Source organism: Bartonella sp. SD1336NMGDW, assembly GCF_042193565.1.
GTDB lineage: Bacteria > Pseudomonadota > Alphaproteobacteria > Rhizobiales > Rhizobiaceae > Bartonella > Bartonella grahamii.
This window is the reverse complement of the sequence record NZ_JBHILW010000005.1, coordinates 98,372-118,851: the sequence shown is the minus strand read 5'-3', so window position 1 is coordinate 118,851 and position 20,480 is coordinate 98,372. Positions and strand designations below refer to the sequence as shown.

At 34.8% G+C, this 20,480-nt stretch carries 17 protein-coding genes and 1 tRNA gene; 10 read left to right on the top strand and 8 right to left on the bottom strand.

Annotation, left to right across the window (positions count from 1 at the left end; all coding sequences use genetic code 11):
• Positions 1 to 67: 67 nt before the first annotated feature.
• Complete coding sequence (locus tag ACFIKH_RS04580) at positions 68 to 520, top strand: GatB/YqeY domain-containing protein (RefSeq protein WP_375626178.1); 453 nt, start codon at positions 68 to 70, stop codon at positions 518 to 520.
• A 681-nt stretch (positions 521 to 1,201) separates the two neighbouring features.
• Here the strand turns inward: ACFIKH_RS04580 and ubiC are convergent.
• From ubiC to ACFIKH_RS04560, 4 genes are all read right to left on the bottom strand, one after another.
• Complete coding sequence (gene ubiC, locus ACFIKH_RS04575; RefSeq protein ID WP_375671082.1) at positions 1,202 to 1,708, bottom strand: chorismate lyase; 507 nt, start codon at positions 1,706 to 1,708, stop codon at positions 1,202 to 1,204.
• 1,078 nt (positions 1,709 to 2,786) lie between these two features.
• Entirely contained in the window at positions 2,787 to 3,038 is a 252-nt protein-coding gene (locus tag ACFIKH_RS04570; protein WP_375626175.1) for a GlsB/YeaQ/YmgE family stress response membrane protein, read from the bottom strand.
• A gap of 866 nt (positions 3,039 to 3,904) precedes the next feature.
• On the bottom strand, positions 3,905 to 5,596 hold the full coding sequence (locus ACFIKH_RS04565; protein WP_375671080.1) for a Na/Pi cotransporter family protein: 1,692 nt from the start codon (positions 5,594 to 5,596) through the stop codon (positions 3,905 to 3,907).
• Between the two features lie 70 nt (positions 5,597 to 5,666).
• Positions 5,667 to 6,884 (bottom strand): mechanosensitive ion channel family protein, encoded by a 1,218-nt coding sequence (locus ACFIKH_RS04560; protein WP_375626171.1) that lies wholly within the window; start codon positions 6,882 to 6,884, stop codon positions 5,667 to 5,669.
• A 135-nt stretch (positions 6,885 to 7,019) separates the two neighbouring features.
• Between ACFIKH_RS04560 and dnaG the strand changes: the two genes are divergently transcribed.
• The 3 genes from dnaG (at position 7,020) to ACFIKH_RS04545 (ending at position 12,415) form a co-directional block, all read left to right on the top strand.
• On the top strand, positions 7,020 to 8,957 hold the full coding sequence (dnaG, locus tag ACFIKH_RS04555) for a DNA primase (protein WP_375671078.1): 1,938 nt from the start codon (positions 7,020 to 7,022) through the stop codon (positions 8,955 to 8,957).
• Positions 8,958 to 9,346: 389 nt separating this feature from the next.
• Positions 9,347 to 11,362: an RNA polymerase sigma factor RpoD gene (rpoD, locus tag ACFIKH_RS04550; protein ID WP_273788086.1), complete on the top strand. Its 2,016-nt coding sequence runs from the start codon at positions 9,347 to 9,349 to the stop codon at positions 11,360 to 11,362.
• 591 nt (positions 11,363 to 11,953) lie between these two features.
• Positions 11,954 to 12,415 (top strand): YcgN family cysteine cluster protein, encoded by a 462-nt coding sequence (locus ACFIKH_RS04545; RefSeq protein ID WP_015856661.1) that lies wholly within the window; start codon positions 11,954 to 11,956, stop codon positions 12,413 to 12,415.
• Between the two features lie 28 nt (positions 12,416 to 12,443).
• On the opposite strand, the gene ACFIKH_RS04540 is transcribed toward ACFIKH_RS04545, so the two are convergent.
• Positions 12,444 to 13,187, bottom strand: coding sequence for an SIMPL domain-containing protein (locus tag ACFIKH_RS04540; protein ID WP_375651875.1), 744 nt, complete (start codon positions 13,185 to 13,187; stop codon positions 12,444 to 12,446).
• Positions 13,188 to 13,359: 172 nt separating this feature from the next.
• Here ACFIKH_RS04540 and ACFIKH_RS04535 point away from each other — a divergent pair.
• Both ACFIKH_RS04535 and ACFIKH_RS04530 read left to right on the top strand, forming a co-directional pair.
• A tRNA-Ile gene (locus ACFIKH_RS04535) sits at positions 13,360 to 13,436 on the top strand.
• A gap of 1,684 nt (positions 13,437 to 15,120) precedes the next feature.
• Positions 15,121 to 15,303: a hypothetical protein gene (locus ACFIKH_RS04530; protein WP_015856659.1), complete on the top strand. Its 183-nt coding sequence runs from the start codon at positions 15,121 to 15,123 to the stop codon at positions 15,301 to 15,303.
• Here the strand turns inward: ACFIKH_RS04530 and ACFIKH_RS04525 are convergent.
• A complete protein-coding gene (locus ACFIKH_RS04525) occupies positions 15,227 to 15,541 on the bottom strand; it encodes a helix-turn-helix domain-containing protein (RefSeq protein WP_007347852.1) in 315 nt (104 codons plus the stop codon). The two genes, ACFIKH_RS04530 and ACFIKH_RS04525, sit on opposite strands and share 77 nt — an antisense overlap.
• Before the next feature lie 760 nt (positions 15,542 to 16,301).
• Here ACFIKH_RS04525 and ACFIKH_RS04520 point away from each other — a divergent pair.
• The 3 genes from ACFIKH_RS04520 (at position 16,302) to ACFIKH_RS04510 (ending at position 17,405) form a co-directional block, all read left to right on the top strand.
• Positions 16,302 to 16,550, top strand: a complete 249-nt coding sequence (locus ACFIKH_RS04520; protein ID WP_375671076.1) for a hypothetical protein — start codon at positions 16,302 to 16,304, stop codon at positions 16,548 to 16,550.
• A gap of 308 nt (positions 16,551 to 16,858) precedes the next feature.
• Positions 16,859 to 17,170: a hypothetical protein gene (locus ACFIKH_RS04515; RefSeq protein WP_375626160.1), complete on the top strand. Its 312-nt coding sequence runs from the start codon at positions 16,859 to 16,861 to the stop codon at positions 17,168 to 17,170.
• 52 nt (positions 17,171 to 17,222) lie between these two features.
• Positions 17,223 to 17,405, top strand: coding sequence for a hypothetical protein (locus tag ACFIKH_RS04510; RefSeq protein ID WP_375626159.1), 183 nt, complete (start codon positions 17,223 to 17,225; stop codon positions 17,403 to 17,405).
• Between the two features lie 509 nt (positions 17,406 to 17,914).
• On the opposite strand, the gene ACFIKH_RS04505 is transcribed toward ACFIKH_RS04510, so the two are convergent.
• Both ACFIKH_RS04505 and ACFIKH_RS04500 read right to left on the bottom strand, forming a co-directional pair.
• Positions 17,915 to 18,094: a YegP family protein gene (locus ACFIKH_RS04505; RefSeq protein WP_375626157.1), complete on the bottom strand. Its 180-nt coding sequence runs from the start codon at positions 18,092 to 18,094 to the stop codon at positions 17,915 to 17,917.
• 389 nt (positions 18,095 to 18,483) lie between these two features.
• The gene (locus ACFIKH_RS04500; protein WP_375626155.1) at positions 18,484 to 19,023 is read right to left on the bottom strand and encodes a helix-turn-helix domain-containing protein; all 540 of its coding nucleotides are present in this window, start codon (positions 19,021 to 19,023) and stop codon (positions 18,484 to 18,486) included.
• 362 nt (positions 19,024 to 19,385) lie between these two features.
• On the opposite strand from ACFIKH_RS04500, the gene ACFIKH_RS04495 reads away from it, so the two are divergent.
• Positions 19,386 to 20,438 (top strand): DUF475 domain-containing protein, encoded by a 1,053-nt coding sequence (locus ACFIKH_RS04495; RefSeq protein WP_375671074.1) that lies wholly within the window; start codon positions 19,386 to 19,388, stop codon positions 20,436 to 20,438.
• Positions 20,439 to 20,480: the final 42 nt, after the last annotated feature.

The window sequence follows — 20,480 nt, the reverse complement described above, 5'->3', positions numbered from 1 at the left end:
CTCCATTGCAAGATGGATAAAGATTGGTTAAAAGGCGCTTTCTTCTTGAAAAAAATTGGATAAATTTATGTTGCGTAACCAGATTGATGGGGCTCTTAGGGCTGCTTTGAAAGCGCAAGATAGTGCGCGTCTTGCTACACTCCGTTTAATGAATGCTGCAGTTAGGGATCGTGATATTCTTTATTATGATCAAGGGAAGTTAGAAGTGGATGATCAGCAGATACAGTCTGTTTTCACTAAAATGCTTCAACAGCGTGAAGAATTGATGCGAGTCCATAAAGAGTCTGGTTGCTTGGAATTGGCAGAGAGAGGACAAGCAGAAATAGAAGTTATTCGTGAGTTTCTTCCCTATCAACTTAAGGAGATGGAAGTAGAACAGGTCCTTTGTGAAGCTTTGGTACAAACAAAAGCTGAAAAATTACGCGATATCGGTAAGGTGATGGCATGGCTTAAGGAACGGTATGCAGGGCAAATGAATTTTTCTAAAGTGTGCAATAGTCTTCGTAAAAAATTGCAATAGATCTTATTAATTCAAGGGGATTGGAAAATATTTTTTATTGTGCTTCGCCTTTGTAAGTCAGTAGGATGTTGATAAATGTCATTTATCTTTTACATACATACTATTATCAAAAAAATATTTTTTTGAAATAAACGAATCTTTTTTGGAGCTCATAGAGCAATAAAAACATCTTTTATGTATTATATTTTACTGTTCTTCAAAGCTGTTAGATCATTAACAAAACAAAAAAATTGTAGAGTTTCTACTTTAAAAAAAAAGATCTATTGTCTGCACTATTAAAAATTTTAAAATAGGATGATTAAGCTAATTGATACAGATTTCCAATTTTGGGGAGTGTGTTGTTGTCTTTTTTGCTGTTTCAAAGCATTTTTTTGATAAAGAGTTGCCGTATTTTTTAGAGTGCTGATTATTCGGCAAGAAATTTAAATGTAGATGATATTTATCAATATGATGTATATCTTCTTAATTCAAGCGCTGGTTTTAATGATAAGAAAATTAGAACGTTAAACGTTTTTTCTATAGAAGACATTTTTAAGCTGAGTTGATGAAATGAAAAGATATTTTGAAAATAACTCTTTGTTTGTAATGTGTTTTGAGATGATTTTGAAATTCTTTTCTCTGATTAAATCCCTTATAAGCTATATAAAATCTATAAATTATGCAGAATAAAATGAGTAACCTTTATTGGTCGGGATACAGCGGTGAATCTGTTAAAAATAGTTCAGTTAGCAACAATGGCTTACCCGTTAACCGCAAACGGGAACGGCGTGCCCATAGCACATCTTGTTGACCAATATGAATGTAATCGCGGGTTAATTGGTCATGGTTAAATAAATAATGTCCTAGAGGTACAGTTCCCAAATGCATCAAGGCTTGATTGTGTAGGAGGGTTTCTTGTGGAATTACAGTGCGTCCAAGGAGCCAAGGTTTATTATCTCCCATCAATATGATTTCACGTAGCCAATAACGCGCACTTTCGGGAAGATGCTCTGCTTCGTCTGTTAATTTATCTCGCGTAATAAAACATTCGCGTTGTGGTTGAATTTGGAGGCAGGTACAATATTTCTTTAATCGAAGCGTCATAGAGCCAGATTCCATGAGCCAATTGCGAATGTTTTCTGGTATTGGAGGATTTTGATTAGAGAGCCACTTTAGAGGCGGTAAGATGGAATCTTCAAGATCAGACATCGTTTTACTCCACAGCTAAAGTCTTATTCCATATGTTATGTTGGGTTAAGTAGATAGCTCTATTGTAATACAAGGAGTATAAAAGCAGCAAGATTTTAACAGGAAGATATCAAAGGGAAAGTCGAAAGAAAAGGTCTTTAAAAGAAGATATGCGGGAATTATATATTATAGGATTATTTTCATTAAAAAAGCAAAATAAGGTATTATGTTTTATCCAAGGCGCTTTCACAATGCGTTAGGGAAATTTCTTTATCGCATGAGCAATGGGAAAAATGTTTTGTGCTTTAAAATTCGTTTGTAACGCATATAAAAAGTCATCTATGTAAGATGATATAAAGAGAAAATTTAAAGAGAAATAAAACTTTATTTTATACTTTAGAAATTGAAGAGATATTCAACCCTTTTGAATTGAGATGTAAAGGAGATCGTATTCTTTATAGTCAATAATTTTATAGTAAGGCATATATTTTTGAAAACTTAAAAATAGATTATATTATTTAAATTGTAATAAATTACTTCATATTAAAGAGTGTTTAGTCTTTTATAATAAATTTATATTAATATGTATTTATAATATATCTATTTTATTTCATAGATTAGAAAAAATCTCTTTATCATTTTTTGCTTACCTTCTCTGTTTATTTCTTAAGAGCGCAAAAGAGCTCTTCGAGTTTTTCGGTAAAAAGGTATTGTTGATGAAGTGTATAGGCGTTAAGTGCTATGCGGTAGAATCTTTAATCATCGTTAGTGATTTTTGTAACCTTACGGATTGTTATTACAGTGAGATGAGCTAGATTTGCGCGTACGGTACGAAAATAAGTTCGTATTTCGTTAAAATAACGCAACATATCTTTCCTGATATGCGTAACTTTATATAGGTATGAAATGGTGCGTTATAAAGATCTTTACTGCATTTCGTTTTAAAATACGGTGATGGTGTATACCCAAAATCGCAGCTTAAGCATCTCACCATCATATCAAAACTGGTGACAACGAGCTCCAGGGAAATATTTCAAACTTTTCTAGTTGTTTCCCAGTTTTTTATTAAATCCCAAAAGGTGTAAAAAAAATAAACGCTCTATGATCGAATTTTTTGTCCTACCCATATAAGAATGCAGGCTCCTATAAAACCTGAAATAAGATAGCCAAGCCAACCAGCAAAACTTACACCTAAAAGACTAAAAAGAAAGCTTGCTAGCGCAGCGCCAATAATCCCTAAGATAATATTTAACAATATCCCTGTTTGGCTTTTCATAATATACTGGGCAGCCCAACCTGCAATTCCGCCGATAATAATAGCTGCAATCCAACCGATGTTTGCATCTTCCATGATACCCTCCTTTGCCTGAACTTAAATTGTAACTAGAGTAAACTTTATAAAAATCAAGATTTATCCCTTTTTTATCCAGTGGAAAGGATATTTTTGTTAGAAATTTTACTTATTATTTTCCTTTATATTTAAATAACATTCACATTTATATAATAACAATACTTAACAAGCATGAGTATATATCACATTTTAATTTATAAATAAATTAATTATTTGAGAAACATGAATAAAAGAAGAAAATATTAGTGAAAATGTTTTAAGAAATCATAAAGTTTATTTATAAGCTTTTTAATCTCTCTCTTAAGTTTAAAAAGCAATTGTGATTTGTGATTAAAGAAATAAGTAAAATGGACATTTAAAAGTCTGGAGCTTGCCAATTGATATCAATGATGTTTGAAATGAAATTAAAACTGTTTTGTTGACACGTTATAGAATGGCTGTATAGGTTGAGCCTCTACCAATCTTGATATAAACGTTGCATTTTTGTGGGGTTTTGCATTCCTTATAGAGTATTTCTGTTTTTGCTGCTACTGCGGGGCAGTTCCTTTTTACAAGGCGAGTTTAGGTTGGAACCATCATACTCTTGACTTTCTCTTTATGTGTTTAACAGTCTTGGCTTTGAGATGATTAGGCATTTTTACGTCTTTCTTCAAGAATTCTATTCTACATGCTGCTTTGTTTATAATGTGCAAGCAAATGACTTTGAGTAATTCATCATGAATAGATTTTAAATGAAAGAAATTTACGATGCAGAAAGCTCATTTAAATTGTCAAATAATAAAATATTTCGATTAAATCAATATCTTGACCATATTCCAAATCGAGTAATCGATGTGATGTATTTCTTATTCAAGTTATTTAAAAGTTTAAGGTTTTTCTGTTTGTTCTTCAGCAGGGTTGCGTAGGCGAGAACTTTGAAGAAGTCCCTGTTCTTCTAAAATGGGGTAGATCATTGAGGTCAAAAGAGAGTTGATTTGTTTGAGGTCGCGGACAGTGTCGAGATGAAGACTGGATGATTCTACATTTTTGAGATCCCCTTCACGCAAACGTTTAAAATGTTTTAAACTCATCTCTTTTTCTAAGTTTCGTAGTTGATCTTTTTTTTGTACCAATAGGTGTGCAGTGTGTGTATCGCGTGAGACGAGAACGTTAAATGCTATATGCGCGTTGGCTAGTACAATGGCGTGGAAACGAAGGAGATCATTCCAGCCCTCGCTGCTGAAGTGTAAACCTTTTTGTTGTTTCTTTTTAACCAGCATCAGCATATTATGAATAATGATATCGCCTGCTTGGTCTAATTTTATACAGGCGCCTAGAAGTTCTTGCGTTTGAAGAGCTTCTTCGTCAGATAATTTTTGTCCCGCTAATCGTGCAAGATAAAGTTTGATGGCGATATGTTTTTTGTCCAATATGGTGTTGAGTTGGTTGAGTTCACGAATAATATTGGGATCAGGATTTTCATAAAGTCCCATGATTTTTTCTAGCATGATGTCCACAAGATCACAAATATGAATGACTTCACGCATGACATTCGAGAGAGCGAGAGAGGGTCGTTCAAGAACACTGTCATCAAGAGCTGTTTGATCCGATAAATTGAGCGTTTTGTCGGCTTGCGTTTTTTTTGCACTTATATGAACAATTTGAGTGGTTAATTTTAAAACCCATTTTGAAAGCGGTATTCCAGCAAGGAGAATGAAAACATTAAAAATAATGTGGGCGTTGATCACTTGAGTAGGGGCGTTATTGCCAAGCCATGTGATGGGAGGGCGAAAGGAGAGAAATAAGATAAGTACAAGGATTGAACCGGCCCCACGCATGAGTAAATTTCCTAAGGGAACGAGGCGGGTATTAGGAGAGGCGTTGCGCGTTAAAAGTGGTGCTATAAGAGAAGAGCCAAAGTTGACACCAAGAACCATGACAACACAGAGTTGCGTATGGATAAGATCGTAGTTGGCAAAATTGACCAGCAAAATGATTCCTGCAATAGATGAATGTAAGAGGTAGGTTAAGCCAGCAGCCAACAAAAAAGTGGAAACAGGATCGGTTGAAAGATAACGAATGATGCTAGGCAAAATTTCGCTTTCACGTAAAGGTTCTGTCGCTGTACTTATCATCTCTAAAGATAAAATTAACAGACCAATACCGATGACAATACGTCCTATTTGACGCCACTCACGTTTTTCTGTTGTCATGAAGATACAAGTGCCAATTAAAAGACAAAGGGGCACAACAAGTGTGAGATCATAGGTGAGAATTTTAACAACGATTGCTGATCCTAATTCTCCTCCGCGTACAGCCATAAGTCCCGCTACTCCAGAGACAAAACCAGATTCAACGAAAGAACCAACAAGGAGCGTTATTGCTGTAGAGCTTTGTAAAATCATTGCTGTAAAAAGCCCAAAACTTACAGCAAACAATGGTTTTGAAATAACGTGGCACATTTTATATTTAAGTCTGTCACCATAGGCGCGTTCAATTCCTGTGCGCACCATGCGTGTGGCCCAGAGAAGTAAAGAAACAGCGCCGGCAAGATGAAGGAGTACCAATGAACCATTCATGATACTTTATTCTTTCTCTGTTGTTATGAATATGTTTGCCTCAAAATTGATAAATTAAAGTTTATCGTTTTTATTTCGCTTTTGCTTTTAATACTTGATTAAAATCATAACCGCTTGGATTTTGAAAAACCTTTAGACCAAAACAAGGAAGAATGGAATAAAGGTGATCAAAAATATCACCTTGAATTTGTTCGTAGTCTATCCAAACGGTGGTGTTCGTAAAGCAATAAATTTCCAAGGGTAAACCATTTTCTGTAGGAGGTAATTGCCGTGCCATAAAGGTCATATTAGGGTTGATGTTTATATGCTGTTGTAGATAAGCAAAAACATAAGCGCGAAAAGTTCCAATGTTGGTTAAACGGCGCGTATTGGCTAAGACATCATGATTTTTATCTAATTGAGCGTTCCATTGGTCAATTTCTGCTACTTTTTGTGTGAAATAATTTTCTAATAAATTAAATCGGGAAAGATATTTTTGTTCTTCTTCTGTGAGAAAATGGATACTTGATTGATCAATAAAAAGGGAGCGTTTGATGCGTCTTCCACCCGATTCTTGCATTCCACGCCAATTTTTAAAAGGGTCGGTTACAAGTTTACGGATAGGAACTGAGGTGATGGTGTTGTCGAAATTTTGAACTTTAACAGTATGCAGGGCAATTTCAATAACATCACCATCGGCGCCGAGATTGGGGATTTCAATCCAATCACCAACGCGAACCATATCAGTGGATGAAATTTGAATACCGGCAACGAGAGAAAGAAGCGTATCTTGAAAAATTAACATGAGAACCGCGGCCATTGCACCAAGACCGGAGAAGAGAATAAGAGGGGAGCGGTCAATCAATGTAGCGACCATTAAAACTGTCGCAACAGCAAAAAGTGCAATTTTAGCAATTTGAATATAACCTTTTATTGGTTTTAACCGTGCTGTTGGTCGTTGTTCGTAGAGGATATTAATGACATTCAGACAGGCAGAAATTGTCAGAACAACAAAAAAGATAATGAAGGCGTTAGCAACATTACCGATGACAGTACTGAATGCATTGGGCAATGTTGGTATAAAATTAACACCAACTGAAATAATAAAGGCTGAAATGATATCCGCTATGTATTGAATAGCATTATTAATATCCACTGTTGTATTTTTGGGGAGAAAAGAAGAGAGTTTTTTTGCTCCGTGAATAAGTAATTTTCGTCCTAGAAAGTTGACTAAAAGGGCAAATATAGTAAGAATAACAAGCCAAGAAATAGCCTCTAACCACGGATATTGAACAATAAATTCGATCACTTTTCTACTCTCCATTTCTGAAATTATATGCAGTTAAGAGTTTAAAATTTTACAACTGCTTAAGAGGAAGTATTGGAATTATGCTCTAAAGTCGTTAAATATGCAAAAAAGAATTTTCAAACTTTGTGAGAGATAATGCGTTTCCCGCCCGATTTCCTTAATGAACTGCGTACGAGACTCCCAATTTCAACAGTGATTGGTCAACGGGTGGATTTTGATCCTCGAAAAAGTAAGCCTTCACGGGGAGACTTTTGGTGTTGTTGTCCATTTCATGGTGAAAAAACGCCAAGTTTTCATTGTGATGATCATAAAGGGCGCTATTATTGTTTTGGTTGTGGTGTAAGTGGGGATATTTTTACCTTTTTGTGTGAGCTTGATGGATTGCACTTTTCAGAAAGTGTAGAGCGTTTGGCTGATTTTGCGGGAATGAAACTCCCTATTTGGGATTCACAAAGTCATAAACGTCAACTGGAAAAAGCTGAGCTTTATGATGTGATGAAAATTGCTACAGATTTTTTTCAATATAATTTACGCTATAAAGGAGGTGCGCAAGCGCGTCGTTATCTGGATGCACGTGGTGTGACACCAGAGCTCGTAGAGCGTTTCCGCATTGGTTTTGCACCGGTAAGGCGTACAGCTTTGAAAGAAGCTTTGAGTGCACGGGGCATTTCAATAAAGCAAATGGAAGAATGTGGACTTCTCACAGTGCATGAGGGGAGTGCGGATTCTTATGACCGATTTAGAAATCGTATTATGTTTCCTATCGAAGATTTGCGCGGACGTGTGGTGGCTTTCGGAGGGCGTGCATTAGAGACAGAGACACGAGCAAAATATCTCAATAGCCCTGAAACAGTGCTGTTTCATAAAGGAAATATACTTTATAACGCGGTAGCGGCTCGCAAAAACAGTCGCTTTGTTGGCGATGAAAAAAATCATTCACTCCTTGTTGTTGAGGGGTATATGGATGTCATTGCATTGACTAAAGCTGGTTTTGAAGGAGTCGTAGCACCCTTAGGGACAGCATTAACGGAAGCGCAAATTGAGCTTTTATGGCAGATGGGGAAGGAGCCCATTTTGTGTTTTGATGGTGATGCTGCTGGTTTAAACGCTGCTTTTCGTGTTGCTGATCGTGTGTTGCCTCTTTTAAAGGCTGGGGTTTGTGTACGCTTTGTTTTGTTGCCACAAGGAAAAGATCCTGATGAAATTGTTTGTGCTGGTGGAGCACAACTTTTTTCTTCTTTTTTGCAAAAAGAAATTCCTTTGAGTGAGCTTTTATGGTGGCGTGCTACCTATGGAAAGCATTTTGAAACTCCAGAGACACGAGCAGCGCTAGAAAAACAACTAAAACAACAAATTTTTACGATTAAGGATGAAGATGTCCGTCGTTATTATTTGCAAGATGTAAAAAAACGCCTTTTTGATTTTTTTCGTCCCTCTTTTTCGAAAAAAAGGGGGGAAGGGCGATATGATCAATCTTCACCAAATAGGATCTTTAAAGATCAATCCTTTTCTCTGTTAGCAAATTCTGAAATAGTACGAAATTCTTCGCAATCTATTCCTTTGCGAGAAGCAGTGATTTTACTCACTTTAGCTTACTATCCTGAGTTGTGGTATGAAAATTTTGAAAATCTTTCTGAGTTAGAATTAAAAAATACTCAATTGATGTGCTTTCATCAAGCTATGTTGGAAATTCTTGGGAATCAACAGCTTCATGATAAGGAGACGATGGTTGCGCTCTTAGAAAAAAGAGGGCAAAAGGCTCTGTTAGAGCGTATGAAACATCTTGTGCAAAATATTGGTATGCATATTATTTTTGGTAGAGCTTCTATAGAGGATGCACGTGCGATATTAAAACAAGCTGTCTACTTGCATCTTCAAGAACACCACCTACATAAGAGATTACAGGATGTTAAAGAGCAACTTGTAGAAAATCCTAAGAGTGAGGTTTTTGATCTGCTTCGTGAGGTAAAAAATGAGCTGGAGCAGATGCAGGCAACAGAAGCGTTAATTGAAGGGTTTGGAAGTTGGTTGGATGAAAAAATAGACGGGAATACACAAGATACGATAAAATGATTCGCTTTTTTAATGCGAATCAGTCACTTAAATTTTAGATGAGGAAGTTTATGGGAGTGACATTTTCATAAAGATGGCAATTAAATTTTAGGAAAAGCGGGTAAATTTTAGGAAAAGCGGGAAATTGGTTCTTACGATAGGGTACAGAGATTATCTCAGAAGGGCTGAGAGGTGTCGGGGAAACTTCTGGAGTTTTCCCGCGTTTTTGTCTGGATGTCAAGTTTGTCTGGATGTTAAGGCGTATACAAAATGTATTCTTTCCAATAGTAATCTCTTAAAAGGAAGTATATATGAGAAACTATTGGTAGATTTTAGTGAGAGCAAAAAAACTGGTCACATGGAAACTATGGTTACATGGAAACTGTGAAGTGGTCGAGTGGAGTTATGGTATGGCAACAAAGGTTAAACAGAAAGATAATGCAGAAGTAACAAGCCAAGCAAGTTTGGATGGTCCTCTTCTTGATTTTTCTGATGATGCCATCAAGAAAATGATTAAACTTGCCAAAAAAAATGGTTACGTAACAATGGATGAACTCAATGCTGTTCTTCCTTCTGACGAGGTTACATCCGAACAAATTGAAGATATCTTGGCGATGTTCTCTGAGATGGGGGTTAATGTTGTGGATGATGAGGATGAAGTTGAGTCTGAAAATTATGAAGAAGAAGTTACAGTAGAGGGTGGTGATTTAGTAGAAGCCTCTAGCCACGCAATTGCAACGACAACGAATAAACGCGAAGTAACAGATCGTACGGATGATCCGGTGCGTATGTATTTGCGTGAAATGGGAGCTGTTGAGCTTCTTTCACGGGAAGGTGAAATTGCTATTGCTAAGCGTATTGAAGCAGGGCGTGAGACAATGATTGCGGGACTTTGTGAGAGTCCTTTAACTTTTCAGGCTCTTATTATATGGCGTGACGAGTTAAAAGAACAGCGTATTCTTCTTCGTGAAATTATTGATCTTGAAACAACTTATGCTGGTCCAGAAGCAAAGCAGGCTCCTGTTATTGAGCGAAGTGAAGTGAATAAGACAGAAGAAGAAAAAATGTCTTCTGGTATACGTAATATGGGGGAGAGCGCAGGAGAGAGAAACATTGAAGACGATGATGAAGAAGACGATGACGATGTTAACTTATCGCTTGCTGCAATGGAAAATGAACTTTGTCCTCAAGTTATGGAAACATTGGATTTTATTGCTCAAACCTATGTGAAATTACGAAAATTACAAGATCAGCATGTTGAAAGCAGTTTGGCAGAGCGTAAAGAGGGGGCCCTTACATCTTCTCAGAAGAAGAAATATATTCAATTAAAGGGTGAGTTGATTCAAGCAGTAAAATCTCTTTCTTTAAACCAAAATCGTATCGAGGCTTTGGTTGAACAGCTTTATGACATCAATAAGAGATTGATTCATAATGAAGGTAAGCTAAAACGGATTGCCAACAGCTATGGTATTGGCCACGAGGATTTTTTAAAAGAATACCAAGGGCGTGAATTGGACGCAGATTGGATGAATTATATTGCTGCTTTGCCTACACCTGGTTGGAAAGAATTTTCGATGCGTGAAGCAAAAGAAATCCAAAAATTGCGAAGTGAGATACAAAATCTTGCGCAAGAAACGGCTATTTCGATTGGTGAATTTCGTCGGATTGTTATGCAGGTGCAGAAAGGTGAACGCGAATCAACAATTGCGAAAAAGGAGATGGTAGAATCTAATTTGCGTCTTGTCATTTCAATTGCAAAAAAATACACTAATCGTGGTTTGCAGTTTCTTGATCTTATTCAAGAAGGCAATATCGGTTTGATGAAGGCTGTGGATAAGTTTGAATATCGGCGCGGCTACAAGTTTTCGACTTATGCAACATGGTGGATTCGTCAGGCGATTACGCGTTCAATTGCTGATCAGGCGCGTACGATTCGCATCCCTGTTCATATGATTGAAACAATTAATAAAATCGTTCGTACATCGCGTCAGATTCTCCATGAAATTGGACGAGAACCAACACCAGAAGAATTATCTAGCAAGCTTTCTATGCCGTTAGAAAAAGTACGAAAAGTTCTTAAAATTGCAAAAGAACCCATTTCACTCGAAACGCCCGTTGGTGATGAAGATGATTCCCATTTGGGTGATTTTATTGAGGATAGGAATGCGTTATTACCAATTGATGCAGCTATCCAAGCTAATCTGCGAGATACGACAACACGCGTTCTTGCTTCATTAACACCGCGGGAAGAACGTGTTTTGCGGATGCGTTTTGGAATAGGGATGAATACAGATCACACGTTGGAAGAAGTAGGACAACAATTTTCAGTTACAAGAGAGCGTATTCGTCAGATTGAAGCAAAGGCACTTCGTAAATTAAAACATCCTAGCCGTTCACGAAAATTGCGCAGTTTTCTCGATTCTTAAATAAAGAAATTCGTGTGCATTTTAATAAATCTCTCTTTCTTCTTAATGAAGGGGAGGTGTGTCACATTGTACTTGGATGCTTTTTTGAGAAAATATGGGAAGAATTTGAATAATCCAGAAAGTTTACGATGTTTAATGTTTTTCTTAGCTTTTGAATTTTGTATTTCTTTTTCTGAAAATAACAGATGTAGGGCAAAGACCGGTGTGGTAGTCATTTGAAAAAATGAACGAAAAACATTATCTTGCGTGTAGCGGCTTGTTTCTTAAGAAATAGGATCTATTAAGAATAAACTTATATTGCAACATACGGACTTTTTGATGAGAAATGTGTATTCGTTGCGGAATTTTTTTATCATTTTAGGTGACGCATTTTATTCTTCGTCAGTTTATAAAGGAATGTTTCAATAGATTATGTTCATTTATATGCTCTATTTTTTGAATATTTTCTTTTTATTCAGATAGATTTTAAGAAAACGGTTTAAAGCATACATTGAGTTGAATCTTTTTAAGAGACAGAAATAGATGAAATTATAGAAATTAAACGTTTCATTTTTATAGATCGTCTTAATTAAAAAAGGTGTGTCTGAGTTTATGAGTGGAGAGCTTCCCTTTTGGAAAGTAAAAAAATTAGAAGAGATTTCCATTTCTGAGTGGGAGAGCCTTTGTGATGGCTGTGGCCGTTGTTGTCTCCATAAAGTTGAGGACGATGATACGGGTGACCTTTATGCAACCAGTATTGCTTGTCGTCTTTTAGATGGGGAAACTTGTAGGTGTCGAGATTATGCTCATCGTAAATCAATTGTACCAGATTGTATATCGCTAGACATTACAACAGTTAAAACAGCGCGCTGGCTTCCAGAAAGTTGTGCTTATAGATTAATTTATGAGGGAAAAGATCTTCATTGGTGGCATCCATTGGTATCAGGAGATTGCCAGACGGTACATACAGCGCATATTTCTGCACGCGGACAGATAGAGGTTTACGAAGACGAATTATTATCTGAGGAAGATTATCTTCATCACATTACTGGTCTTCTATGTAAAGGCCAGTAATATGATTTTTTATACAACAGTTGGTGATTTAATCGATCGCAAAGACGACAGTGACGCTCACATTATAATTTAATTCACCAGCTGCAAAATTTGTATTTGCGTAGCTTGCATCTGCTGCTCTACTCATGAGACGTGGTGTTGGGTGGTAGTAATCATCCTTTTCATTGATTTCAATAATTTTTCCTAATTTTAAATTTGCTGCTTGCGCTATCGTTTGCGCTTTTTCAATGGCTTCAGTAATGGCTTTTTTACGTGCTTCTTGATAAAATGGCTTTGTATCTGCGTTGGTAAAAGTAATGCCGTTAACTGAATTAACACCTAGAGTCATCGCTTGATCAAAGATTTTACCAGCATTGGTAAGATCACGAATGCGCACGGTTAAAGAATTTGAAACATGATAGAGTTTTTCATTATTCTTTTTTTCGTGGTGTTTATCAGAAGTCGACTGATAAATGGATAAACCTGATGTTTGCAAATCATTTGCTTGGATGCCATTGTTTTTAAAAGCTTGTATAATATCATTGATGGATTGATTATTGGAAGCTAATGCCTTTTGGGCAGTTTTGTCATAGGTAACAACGGCTAGATTAATAATTGCCATATCCGGTGCAGCTTGACTTTCTCCGATTGCAGTCACTGTAATCGTTGCATTTTTCATTTTATTTTCTTCAGCATAAGCACGTACAGTCAACGATGTGGCTAAGAGTGTAAATGCTAATATAACTGCTTTAACCAGAGAACCCTTCAGTGGTTGAATTTTCTTTTCTATCATATCTATACCTTTATATTTGTCAGTTAACTATTCTCTCATTTTTAAGAGTTCTTGTAAAGAAATTAGGGCACTGAAAAAAAAACCAATAGAAAAGAGAAAAAGATGGGTTATAATCTTTGTCAGCTCTTGTATCATAGGGCATTTTAGTTTAGAGAGAAACAACCTATATATGGGGCCTGTAGCTCAATTGGTTAGAGCCAGCGGCTCATAACCGCTTGGTTGGGGGTTCGAGTCCCTCCGGGCCCACCAATAGGGAAATGGCCAATAGAAAAATGGGTCGCTTATATAAAAATTTTGGGATTCTACCTTTTTCGTTTTTTATTTATTTTCCTGTTTGTTCTAAAATCCTTTGTCATTGTTTGTTGCTGTTTTTTTCTATCAGTCGCTTTAATATAAAGTGATGGTATGTTTTTTAGTCTCATTAAAGAAGTGCTCTCATTTTAAACATTGTAGCATTTGGATTAACTAATATGTGGCGCTATTTACTTTCTTAATTCATATACTGTTTTGTACTTTTTCTGTATGATGTTTTTCATAAAATAGAAGGCTAAAAGCTTCATTGAATAAGTTTATTTATGCTTGTTCTGCAAATAAACAGATCCCAATAAGACCAATTTTAAAGATTGTACTTTTTTAGAACAAATGGCTCAAAAAACATTTAGGGTAAATTTGCTTTTTTCTGGGTGATGTTAATGTCTTTTAGACGTTCGAATAGCATTATCGTGATGAAAGGTTGTATATAAGAGAATGTGATCCATAGGTGTTCACATATATCATGGGGGCAACGATGATAGCATTTGTTGATATTTTCTTTTTCCCAAGAGAGGCGTTCTATTTGATTTTTGAGAAATATTGTTCATAATGACGGTGGCGTGTTCTCTGAAAAGAATTTCATCAATCGTTCTTTGAAAAGTCAATTGAGCGATTGTTTCTATCGCTTTGCATTATCTAGATTTTATTGTAATAGGAATTTTATTATTCTGTAAGAAATGTTTTCTATGATATTGGAAAATTCGTTAAAATGCCGTTTTCTGTTTTTGTGTATTTTTCGCTTAATGCTCAAATTATAGAGTTTTCATGTAATCCAAATTATTATTGAAGAGCAGAAGTCTTTTTTGATTTTACTCTCATAAGGGATTGGCAATATTTCGGTAAAGCTAGCACTTTTTGGTATTGCTAATATTTTTCTCGTATTGATTGTGTAGAGAGTTTTCTCTCTTATGAAAAATTATTGGCAGAGAGGGTAATTTTTTTTGGAAAAGTATACTTTTCTTCAAAATCATACTTTGAAAATATAATTCTTCATTTACATAAGGGAATTTCTCTCTTGTTGTAAATCTGCAATACAATTTACGTGCAAAGAGTATGCGTGGTGATTCGTTTTATTTTTTAATAGTATCATTTTTGCTTATGGTAGAGACTTATATTAGTATTTACAAGGTGCGTTTAGAGGGGAGGTTACCTATAAACGTGTTACAGAGTTTTAGGTAGTGTGGCTCTGTTTATAAGAATTTATTCCTATAACATTGTTATATTCTTGCTTTGCAATATTGTTTAAAAAACATAGATGGTGCTATGTAGAATAAAATTGTGATATATTTTTTTTCAAAAAGTTTTTTCGTGTTCTCTTATATAGAGTTCAGGAGTGTCTTCAGGGATATTTTCACATTAGTTTGTTATTGGTCCGAATCACAAGATATGCGTAACATTATTCGCATTTTTGATAGATCATACCAATTTTCATAAGAAGATCTGGATCGTGTGATGCTTTCTGTTTCACCATGGTACATGACTAATAGAACTTCATCTGATTTTGTAAAATAAGTTTGTACACAATTGCTTCCATACTGCCTATTGCAAATATTTTTTTCTAAGGTATGAGATATATTTAAACGCTTTAGCGTTATATAGTTTGACTACATGGAGTATGACTATGAAGAATGATAAAAAATTTGAAACAACTTTATCTGATATTATTGTGAAATGGGAGTCTTTGTCGACGTCTCAAAAGCAAGCGATATTGGATAGAGTAGAAAATTCTACAGATTCTGCTCATTCAACAGAACATTTAAGGCTTCAATCTTCTTTTTATCTCCAGACGAAATCAAAGTTATGAGTTTTAAGTCTTCATCGGAGATGTTGAAACCAGTTATTACATATATGGCACTAGCATTTCCCAGTGTGTTCAAAATAGCCATGAGTTTATCTACTGAAGGCCTCTTTCCTCCATTTATCATTTGTTGGACGTAATTTTGTCCACAGCCTGCAGCTCTGCTTATTTCAATCATTGTTCGTCCGTCACTTTTAATCAATTCAACTAAGCGTTGGAACCAATCTTTTTCAGTCTTTGTCATTTTTAGACCTTTACATATTTACGCTATAGCGTTAATATTGCGCTGCGAATCCAGAATATATGATACAAGGAGCGTGAAAATATCCATGTGTAGCTCTTCGCTAATGAAGCATATAGAGTTGTTTTTAACTAATAACAAAATGTCCCCATACACTTTCAGATTCGAATCAATAAAAAATGGTTGCTTAGTTCCACGGTTGTGAAGAAGTAAATGTGTATACCGGAAACGGCGATACACACTCGTATGTTTATGAGATTTCACTGTGATAGTATACGTAGCAGCATTATAAATCAAGATATACCCCAACATCAGAATTTGTAAAAAAAAATTCTGCGTTGAGGTGGTGTGTGAGTATAACGAAGCTTTAGAGCCTTAAGAGATAGGATAATGGCTGTAGAAAAAATGTAAATTCATAGGCAAAGAATACTGATTTCTCCTCTATTGTAATAAATTAGATCACTATCAGATGGTATATCGTATATATGCGTTAAAAAAATTGGGAAATATCAAAAAAGTGATCTTGGATATTTTATTAAACAGGAAGGTAATCTGAGTCACAAAAGTGGTTGTTTGGGAGGGGGGGTACATTCGATTAATGCCCTTATGGGGGTGAGTGTGTTTTTATGATGCTGCGGTTTATAATGAAGTCTGTGTTTACAATGATATTGTTATTGATAACAATGCATTAACATATGGTTGTGTAGTCGTTCGTAAGAGTTTGCATGTTTATGAAAGATAAGAACTTTATAGTTATTCGAATATGAGTGGAGATGCATATGTTTACGTTAATGCGGTCTTTTTTGATCAAGTTTTGAATGCTCAATGTATTGAATTTTATGGTGATACTCGTGATTATAGAAAGGCTCGAGTTTATAGTGATGCTTTAATTTATGGTGATGTAAAGATTTTTGGGAAGGCAAAATTTTACAGAAATGCTGTGTTTTGTGACACTGATGATTTTTGTAATAATGAAGAACTTTCATATATAGCCGCATTCCCCATGGCGTAAAAAGGAAGATAGGAACGATTTGGGCAAGGCTTGTACGATTGCGTTGCGTCGTTAGTTTTATTTGACGTTCCTTATTTTTTGTTTTTTGTGTCAATAAATGTGTCGCAAATAATTGGTGTAAGCGTGTAGATTTAGCCGCTTTCAGGGATTTTTTTGCGTCATTTATCAATGGCTTTAATGGAGAAAATAAGAATGCCGAGAGTGATTGTTCACACTTGGAACATGCAGTTTATTGCATTCTTTTTTTGATTGAGGATGAAACAAATTGGTCAAGATGATCACTTGAGCGACAATTAAGGGAGATCCAAATGAGCGTAAACGAAATTTTATTGGGAGCAATGGTTGTTGTTTTGTTGTGCAGTGGGGTTATATTTCGGTTTTCTTTATATTATCGCAGTCAAGTGAAAATTTTAAAAGAGGAATCTAGAAGAATAAAGCATGAGTTTTTAAGAGATTCTATGAAGATGACTGAAGAACGAGATAGAGCTATTAGAGAGCAAAGTATGGTGATTAAAAGACGTGACCAAGCAATTGAAAAACTGAAAAAACAAATTAAACAATATGAAAAAAATGAAAAGAAATATCAAAAAATGCTTAAATCTGAAGATGATAAAGAGTGATTGTATTTATATTTTGCATTAAAGGGCTTGGAAATGTGTTAGGAAGATTGGAATGACGAGAGAGATAAACTTTAATGAAGCCAATTATGATGCTGATGGAGGGATTGTATTGAAAGAGAATATTCAAGTTTACTCTGATTTTATGAAAACATTTAAGTTTATAAGACAGAGCGTCTTTGATTATAAAATAAGAGTTTATGATGATAAACCAGTTTATAGGTATGCTGGTTATTAAAAAGCGCGTCTATACAATCCATTATGCTTGAAACAATTTTGCACGTTCCTTTTAGATATAAGATATAAATGCGACGATAGTTTCAGCTAATATGTCTAAAAAATTGCATGATAATAGAAAGAAAGAGATATTTGCTTTTTATGAAGATGAAATGGGTAAGTCAGTTATGATTATCAGATACAGAAGAGGAATATAAAGGTAAAAGATATTAATATTTGGTAGAGTAATTGTATTTCATCGTTGATGATTCATTTTCTTTTCATGTGCGTTTATTTTTATAAAAAATAAAAGACTTAAAAGAGTTTCTTTTTTATAAGTGCTACAGAGAGTTAAGTATGATTGAAAACAAACATATAGTAATATGCAAGAATTTGACTGTTATTTATGAGTGTTAGAAATAACACAAAAGATTCATCCCACTGAGGGAAAAACAATCACTTTTTATTTGTCACAAAAGTAACTCACATACCATTATATAAAATAAACGCTTGTTCTAATGGTAAAGAACGTTAGAACTGTAGTTCTCTAATAAGAGCCTTATGTGTAATTTCTTTGATTTGTTCAATATTGATTAGGATATCTTGTTTTGTTGGATAACCTTTACTAGAAAAAGCAATTTTTTGTGCATCTCCTGAGATTAAACGCCAGTACCATTGATTGTGAACTCCTTGAAACACCTCAAAATACATGCTTCCACCTCATAAAATAGCTGATAATTTTCAGGATAAATATTTAACTAATCCCTTTTTGAACATTAATGTATGTCTCTATAGGAAGTCGTCAATATATTTCCCTTAAATTTTCTGACCTTAAAAAATAATTTCTATGAGAGCTATTATTCTTTTAACAAGAAAAAATTTCTTGTCAATAAGATATGAATGAAAATTTTATACTAAAAATTATTTTTTTAATTTAAAGACATTATACTTTTATTTACAATGGAAATATTTTTATTGTCGTTATAGAAACAAATTTTATAAATTATACAAAATCTTACCAGCATGGATAAAGTGAAAAATATTTTTCTCCATACTGGTAGAGCTTAATCATTTCTTGTTTTTTCTTTTAAAATAGATGTTTATTGATTAGCGATAACCTCTTTTTGGGATACGCTTCGAATGAGTAAATCAATGAATAAGCTAAGAGTATAAGAATTGGCCATTTTAGCTTTCATGTCGATCAGAGAGGTTGTAGTTTTAGGGTTAAGGCCATTAGATAAACCTTGTCTTGACAAATATTGCTGCAATTTTTCATAAGAGCTGTCGATTTTCTCTTTATTTAGTTTTTCGTTACGCTCACCATTGGCAAGTGTTTCTTCCAGTCCTTCGATTTTTTTAATAAAATAATTCCAGTCAAAATCACCTTTTGTATATTCGGTGTCAAACATTTTTCCTTGTCCAGTTAAGAGCCAATTAATATTGACACCATATAACGTGCGGTATGTTTGTAAAACACTAAGATTGGGTTCTCTCTCCCCACGCTCATAAAAAGCAATAGAATTTTTTGTCATGCTAAAATTTTTAGCTAAGGTTTCACGTGATGGATCGCCTAAAGCAAGACGTACATAACGCAAACGTTTTCCAAATATGGTTTTTGATTCAGTTTCAGGACGTGCCACGAATTATCTCCCTCAGTAAATCATCATGGTATAAATCATTAAATAATAAAAGCACACTATGTATTAATATTCTATGATATAATGTCAATATTTATAGCTTTAATTTCTTTTTATTTTTTTATTTTTCGTGGATAGAAAGAAATATTTCGCTTACTGTATTGACAATTGATATTCATTTCAAAACAAAATTCTCTGTTTTCTACATTTGTCTCTTGCTTTTTTTGAGAGAATTTTCATGTAACTTTACCATATATATTCTATACACCTCTGCATTAATAGATGCAACTTTAAAGAGATTCAAACTTTGGATTTGTACTGGGTGTGCTTTAGATGAATTAGAAAATAAACTTTGAGGAATGATCATGGCCCTATTACGCTATTTTGGGTTTGCTTTTTTTTTCACGATTATTGGTGTCTTTTTAGGAGGGGTTATTGGTTGGTTTGAAACGGAAAGTATTACTGGTTTTCTTAAATATTTTTTTATTTGCTTTGTTTTAGGAGTTTTGGAAATTTCTTTATCGTTTGATAATTCTATTATCAATGCGCGTGTTCTTAGTAGAATGGATCCGTTGTGGCGTCGTCGTTTTCTTATATGGGGCATTTTGATAGCTGTATTTGGGATGCGAATTGTTTTTCCATTATTGGTGGTTGTCGTTGCTGTTGGGATTAATCCAATTGCGGCAGTAAAATTAGCGATATGGGAACCACATCGATATGCTGAAGTTTTAATCGATGCGCATATGGGGATTGCTGCTTTTGGAGGCACTTTCCTTATGATGGTTGGCTTAAAATATTTTTTTGATTCTGAAAAAGAGGTACATTGGCTTAATGTTATAGAGAGACCTGCTCAAAAGTTTGGGGCGCTTGTTGGGATTGATATTGCAATTGTTTTGATTTTGATCTTGTTTGTTTCAGGGCAGATTGACACAGAAGATAAAATGACTTTTTTATTGGCAGCCCTTTATGGACTTTTGACCTTTATCGGTGTTGAAGTTGTCGGTCATCTCTTGGATACCCCTCAAAAGACTTTAACAACAGTAACTCACGGGGGAATAGGGGCGTTTCTTTATTTAGAAGTTCTTGATGCTAGTTTTTCTTTCGATGGCGTGGTTGGTGCTTTTGCCTTTTCACATAACCTTTTTATTATTGCGATAGGTCTTGGTATCGGTGCATTTTATGTTCGTTCTATGACAATTATGCTGGTTGAATCAGGAACATTATTGCATTATCGTTATTTAGAGCATGGTGCTTTTTATGCAATTTTAGTTCTTGCAGTGATTATGTATCTGCAAACGATTATATCGGTTCCTGAAGTTTTAACAGGACTTGTGGGAGTCTGTATTATTGGAATGGCATTATATTCTTCGATTCGTTTTAAGCATCGTCAATTGGATAAACATGTTGTGTCTAAGTAATGGAGATTTCTTCTTTTCTCAGGCTTTTGTTTATCACATATC

Excerpts from the sequence above, each read along its gene's own strand:
- ACFIKH_RS04580 (WP_375626178.1), top strand. The coding sequence starts at position 68 with ATGTTGCGTAACCAGATTGATGGGGCTCTTAGGGCTGCTTTGAAAGCG.
- ubiC (WP_375671082.1), bottom strand. The coding sequence starts at position 1,708 with ATGTCTGATCTTGAAGATTCCATCTTACCGCCTCTAAAGTGGCTCTCT.
- ACFIKH_RS04570 (WP_375626175.1), bottom strand. The coding sequence starts at position 3,038 with ATGGAAGATGCAAACATCGGTTGGATTGCAGCTATTATTATCGGCGGA.
- ACFIKH_RS04565 (WP_375671080.1), bottom strand. The coding sequence starts at position 5,596 with ATGAATGGTTCATTGGTACTCCTTCATCTTGCCGGCGCTGTTTCTTTA.
- dnaG (WP_375671078.1), top strand. The coding sequence starts at position 7,020 with ATGCGTTTCCCGCCCGATTTCCTTAATGAACTGCGTACGAGACTCCCA.
- rpoD (WP_273788086.1), top strand. The coding sequence starts at position 9,347 with ATGGCAACAAAGGTTAAACAGAAAGATAATGCAGAAGTAACAAGCCAA.
- ACFIKH_RS04545 (WP_015856661.1), top strand. The coding sequence starts at position 11,954 with ATGAGTGGAGAGCTTCCCTTTTGGAAAGTAAAAAAATTAGAAGAGATT.
- ACFIKH_RS04540 (WP_375651875.1), bottom strand. The coding sequence starts at position 13,187 with ATGATAGAAAAGAAAATTCAACCACTGAAGGGTTCTCTGGTTAAAGCA.
- ACFIKH_RS04530 (WP_015856659.1), top strand. The coding sequence starts at position 15,121 with ATGAAGAATGATAAAAAATTTGAAACAACTTTATCTGATATTATTGTG.
- ACFIKH_RS04525 (WP_007347852.1), bottom strand. The coding sequence starts at position 15,541 with ATGACAAAGACTGAAAAAGATTGGTTCCAACGCTTAGTTGAATTGATT.
- ACFIKH_RS04520 (WP_375671076.1), top strand. The coding sequence starts at position 16,302 with ATGAGTGGAGATGCATATGTTTACGTTAATGCGGTCTTTTTTGATCAA.
- ACFIKH_RS04515 (WP_375626160.1), top strand. The coding sequence starts at position 16,859 with ATGAGCGTAAACGAAATTTTATTGGGAGCAATGGTTGTTGTTTTGTTG.
- ACFIKH_RS04510 (WP_375626159.1), top strand. The coding sequence starts at position 17,223 with ATGACGAGAGAGATAAACTTTAATGAAGCCAATTATGATGCTGATGGA.
- ACFIKH_RS04505 (WP_375626157.1), bottom strand. The coding sequence starts at position 18,094 with ATGTATTTTGAGGTGTTTCAAGGAGTTCACAATCAATGGTACTGGCGT.
- ACFIKH_RS04495 (WP_375671074.1), top strand. The coding sequence starts at position 19,386 with ATGGCCCTATTACGCTATTTTGGGTTTGCTTTTTTTTTCACGATTATT.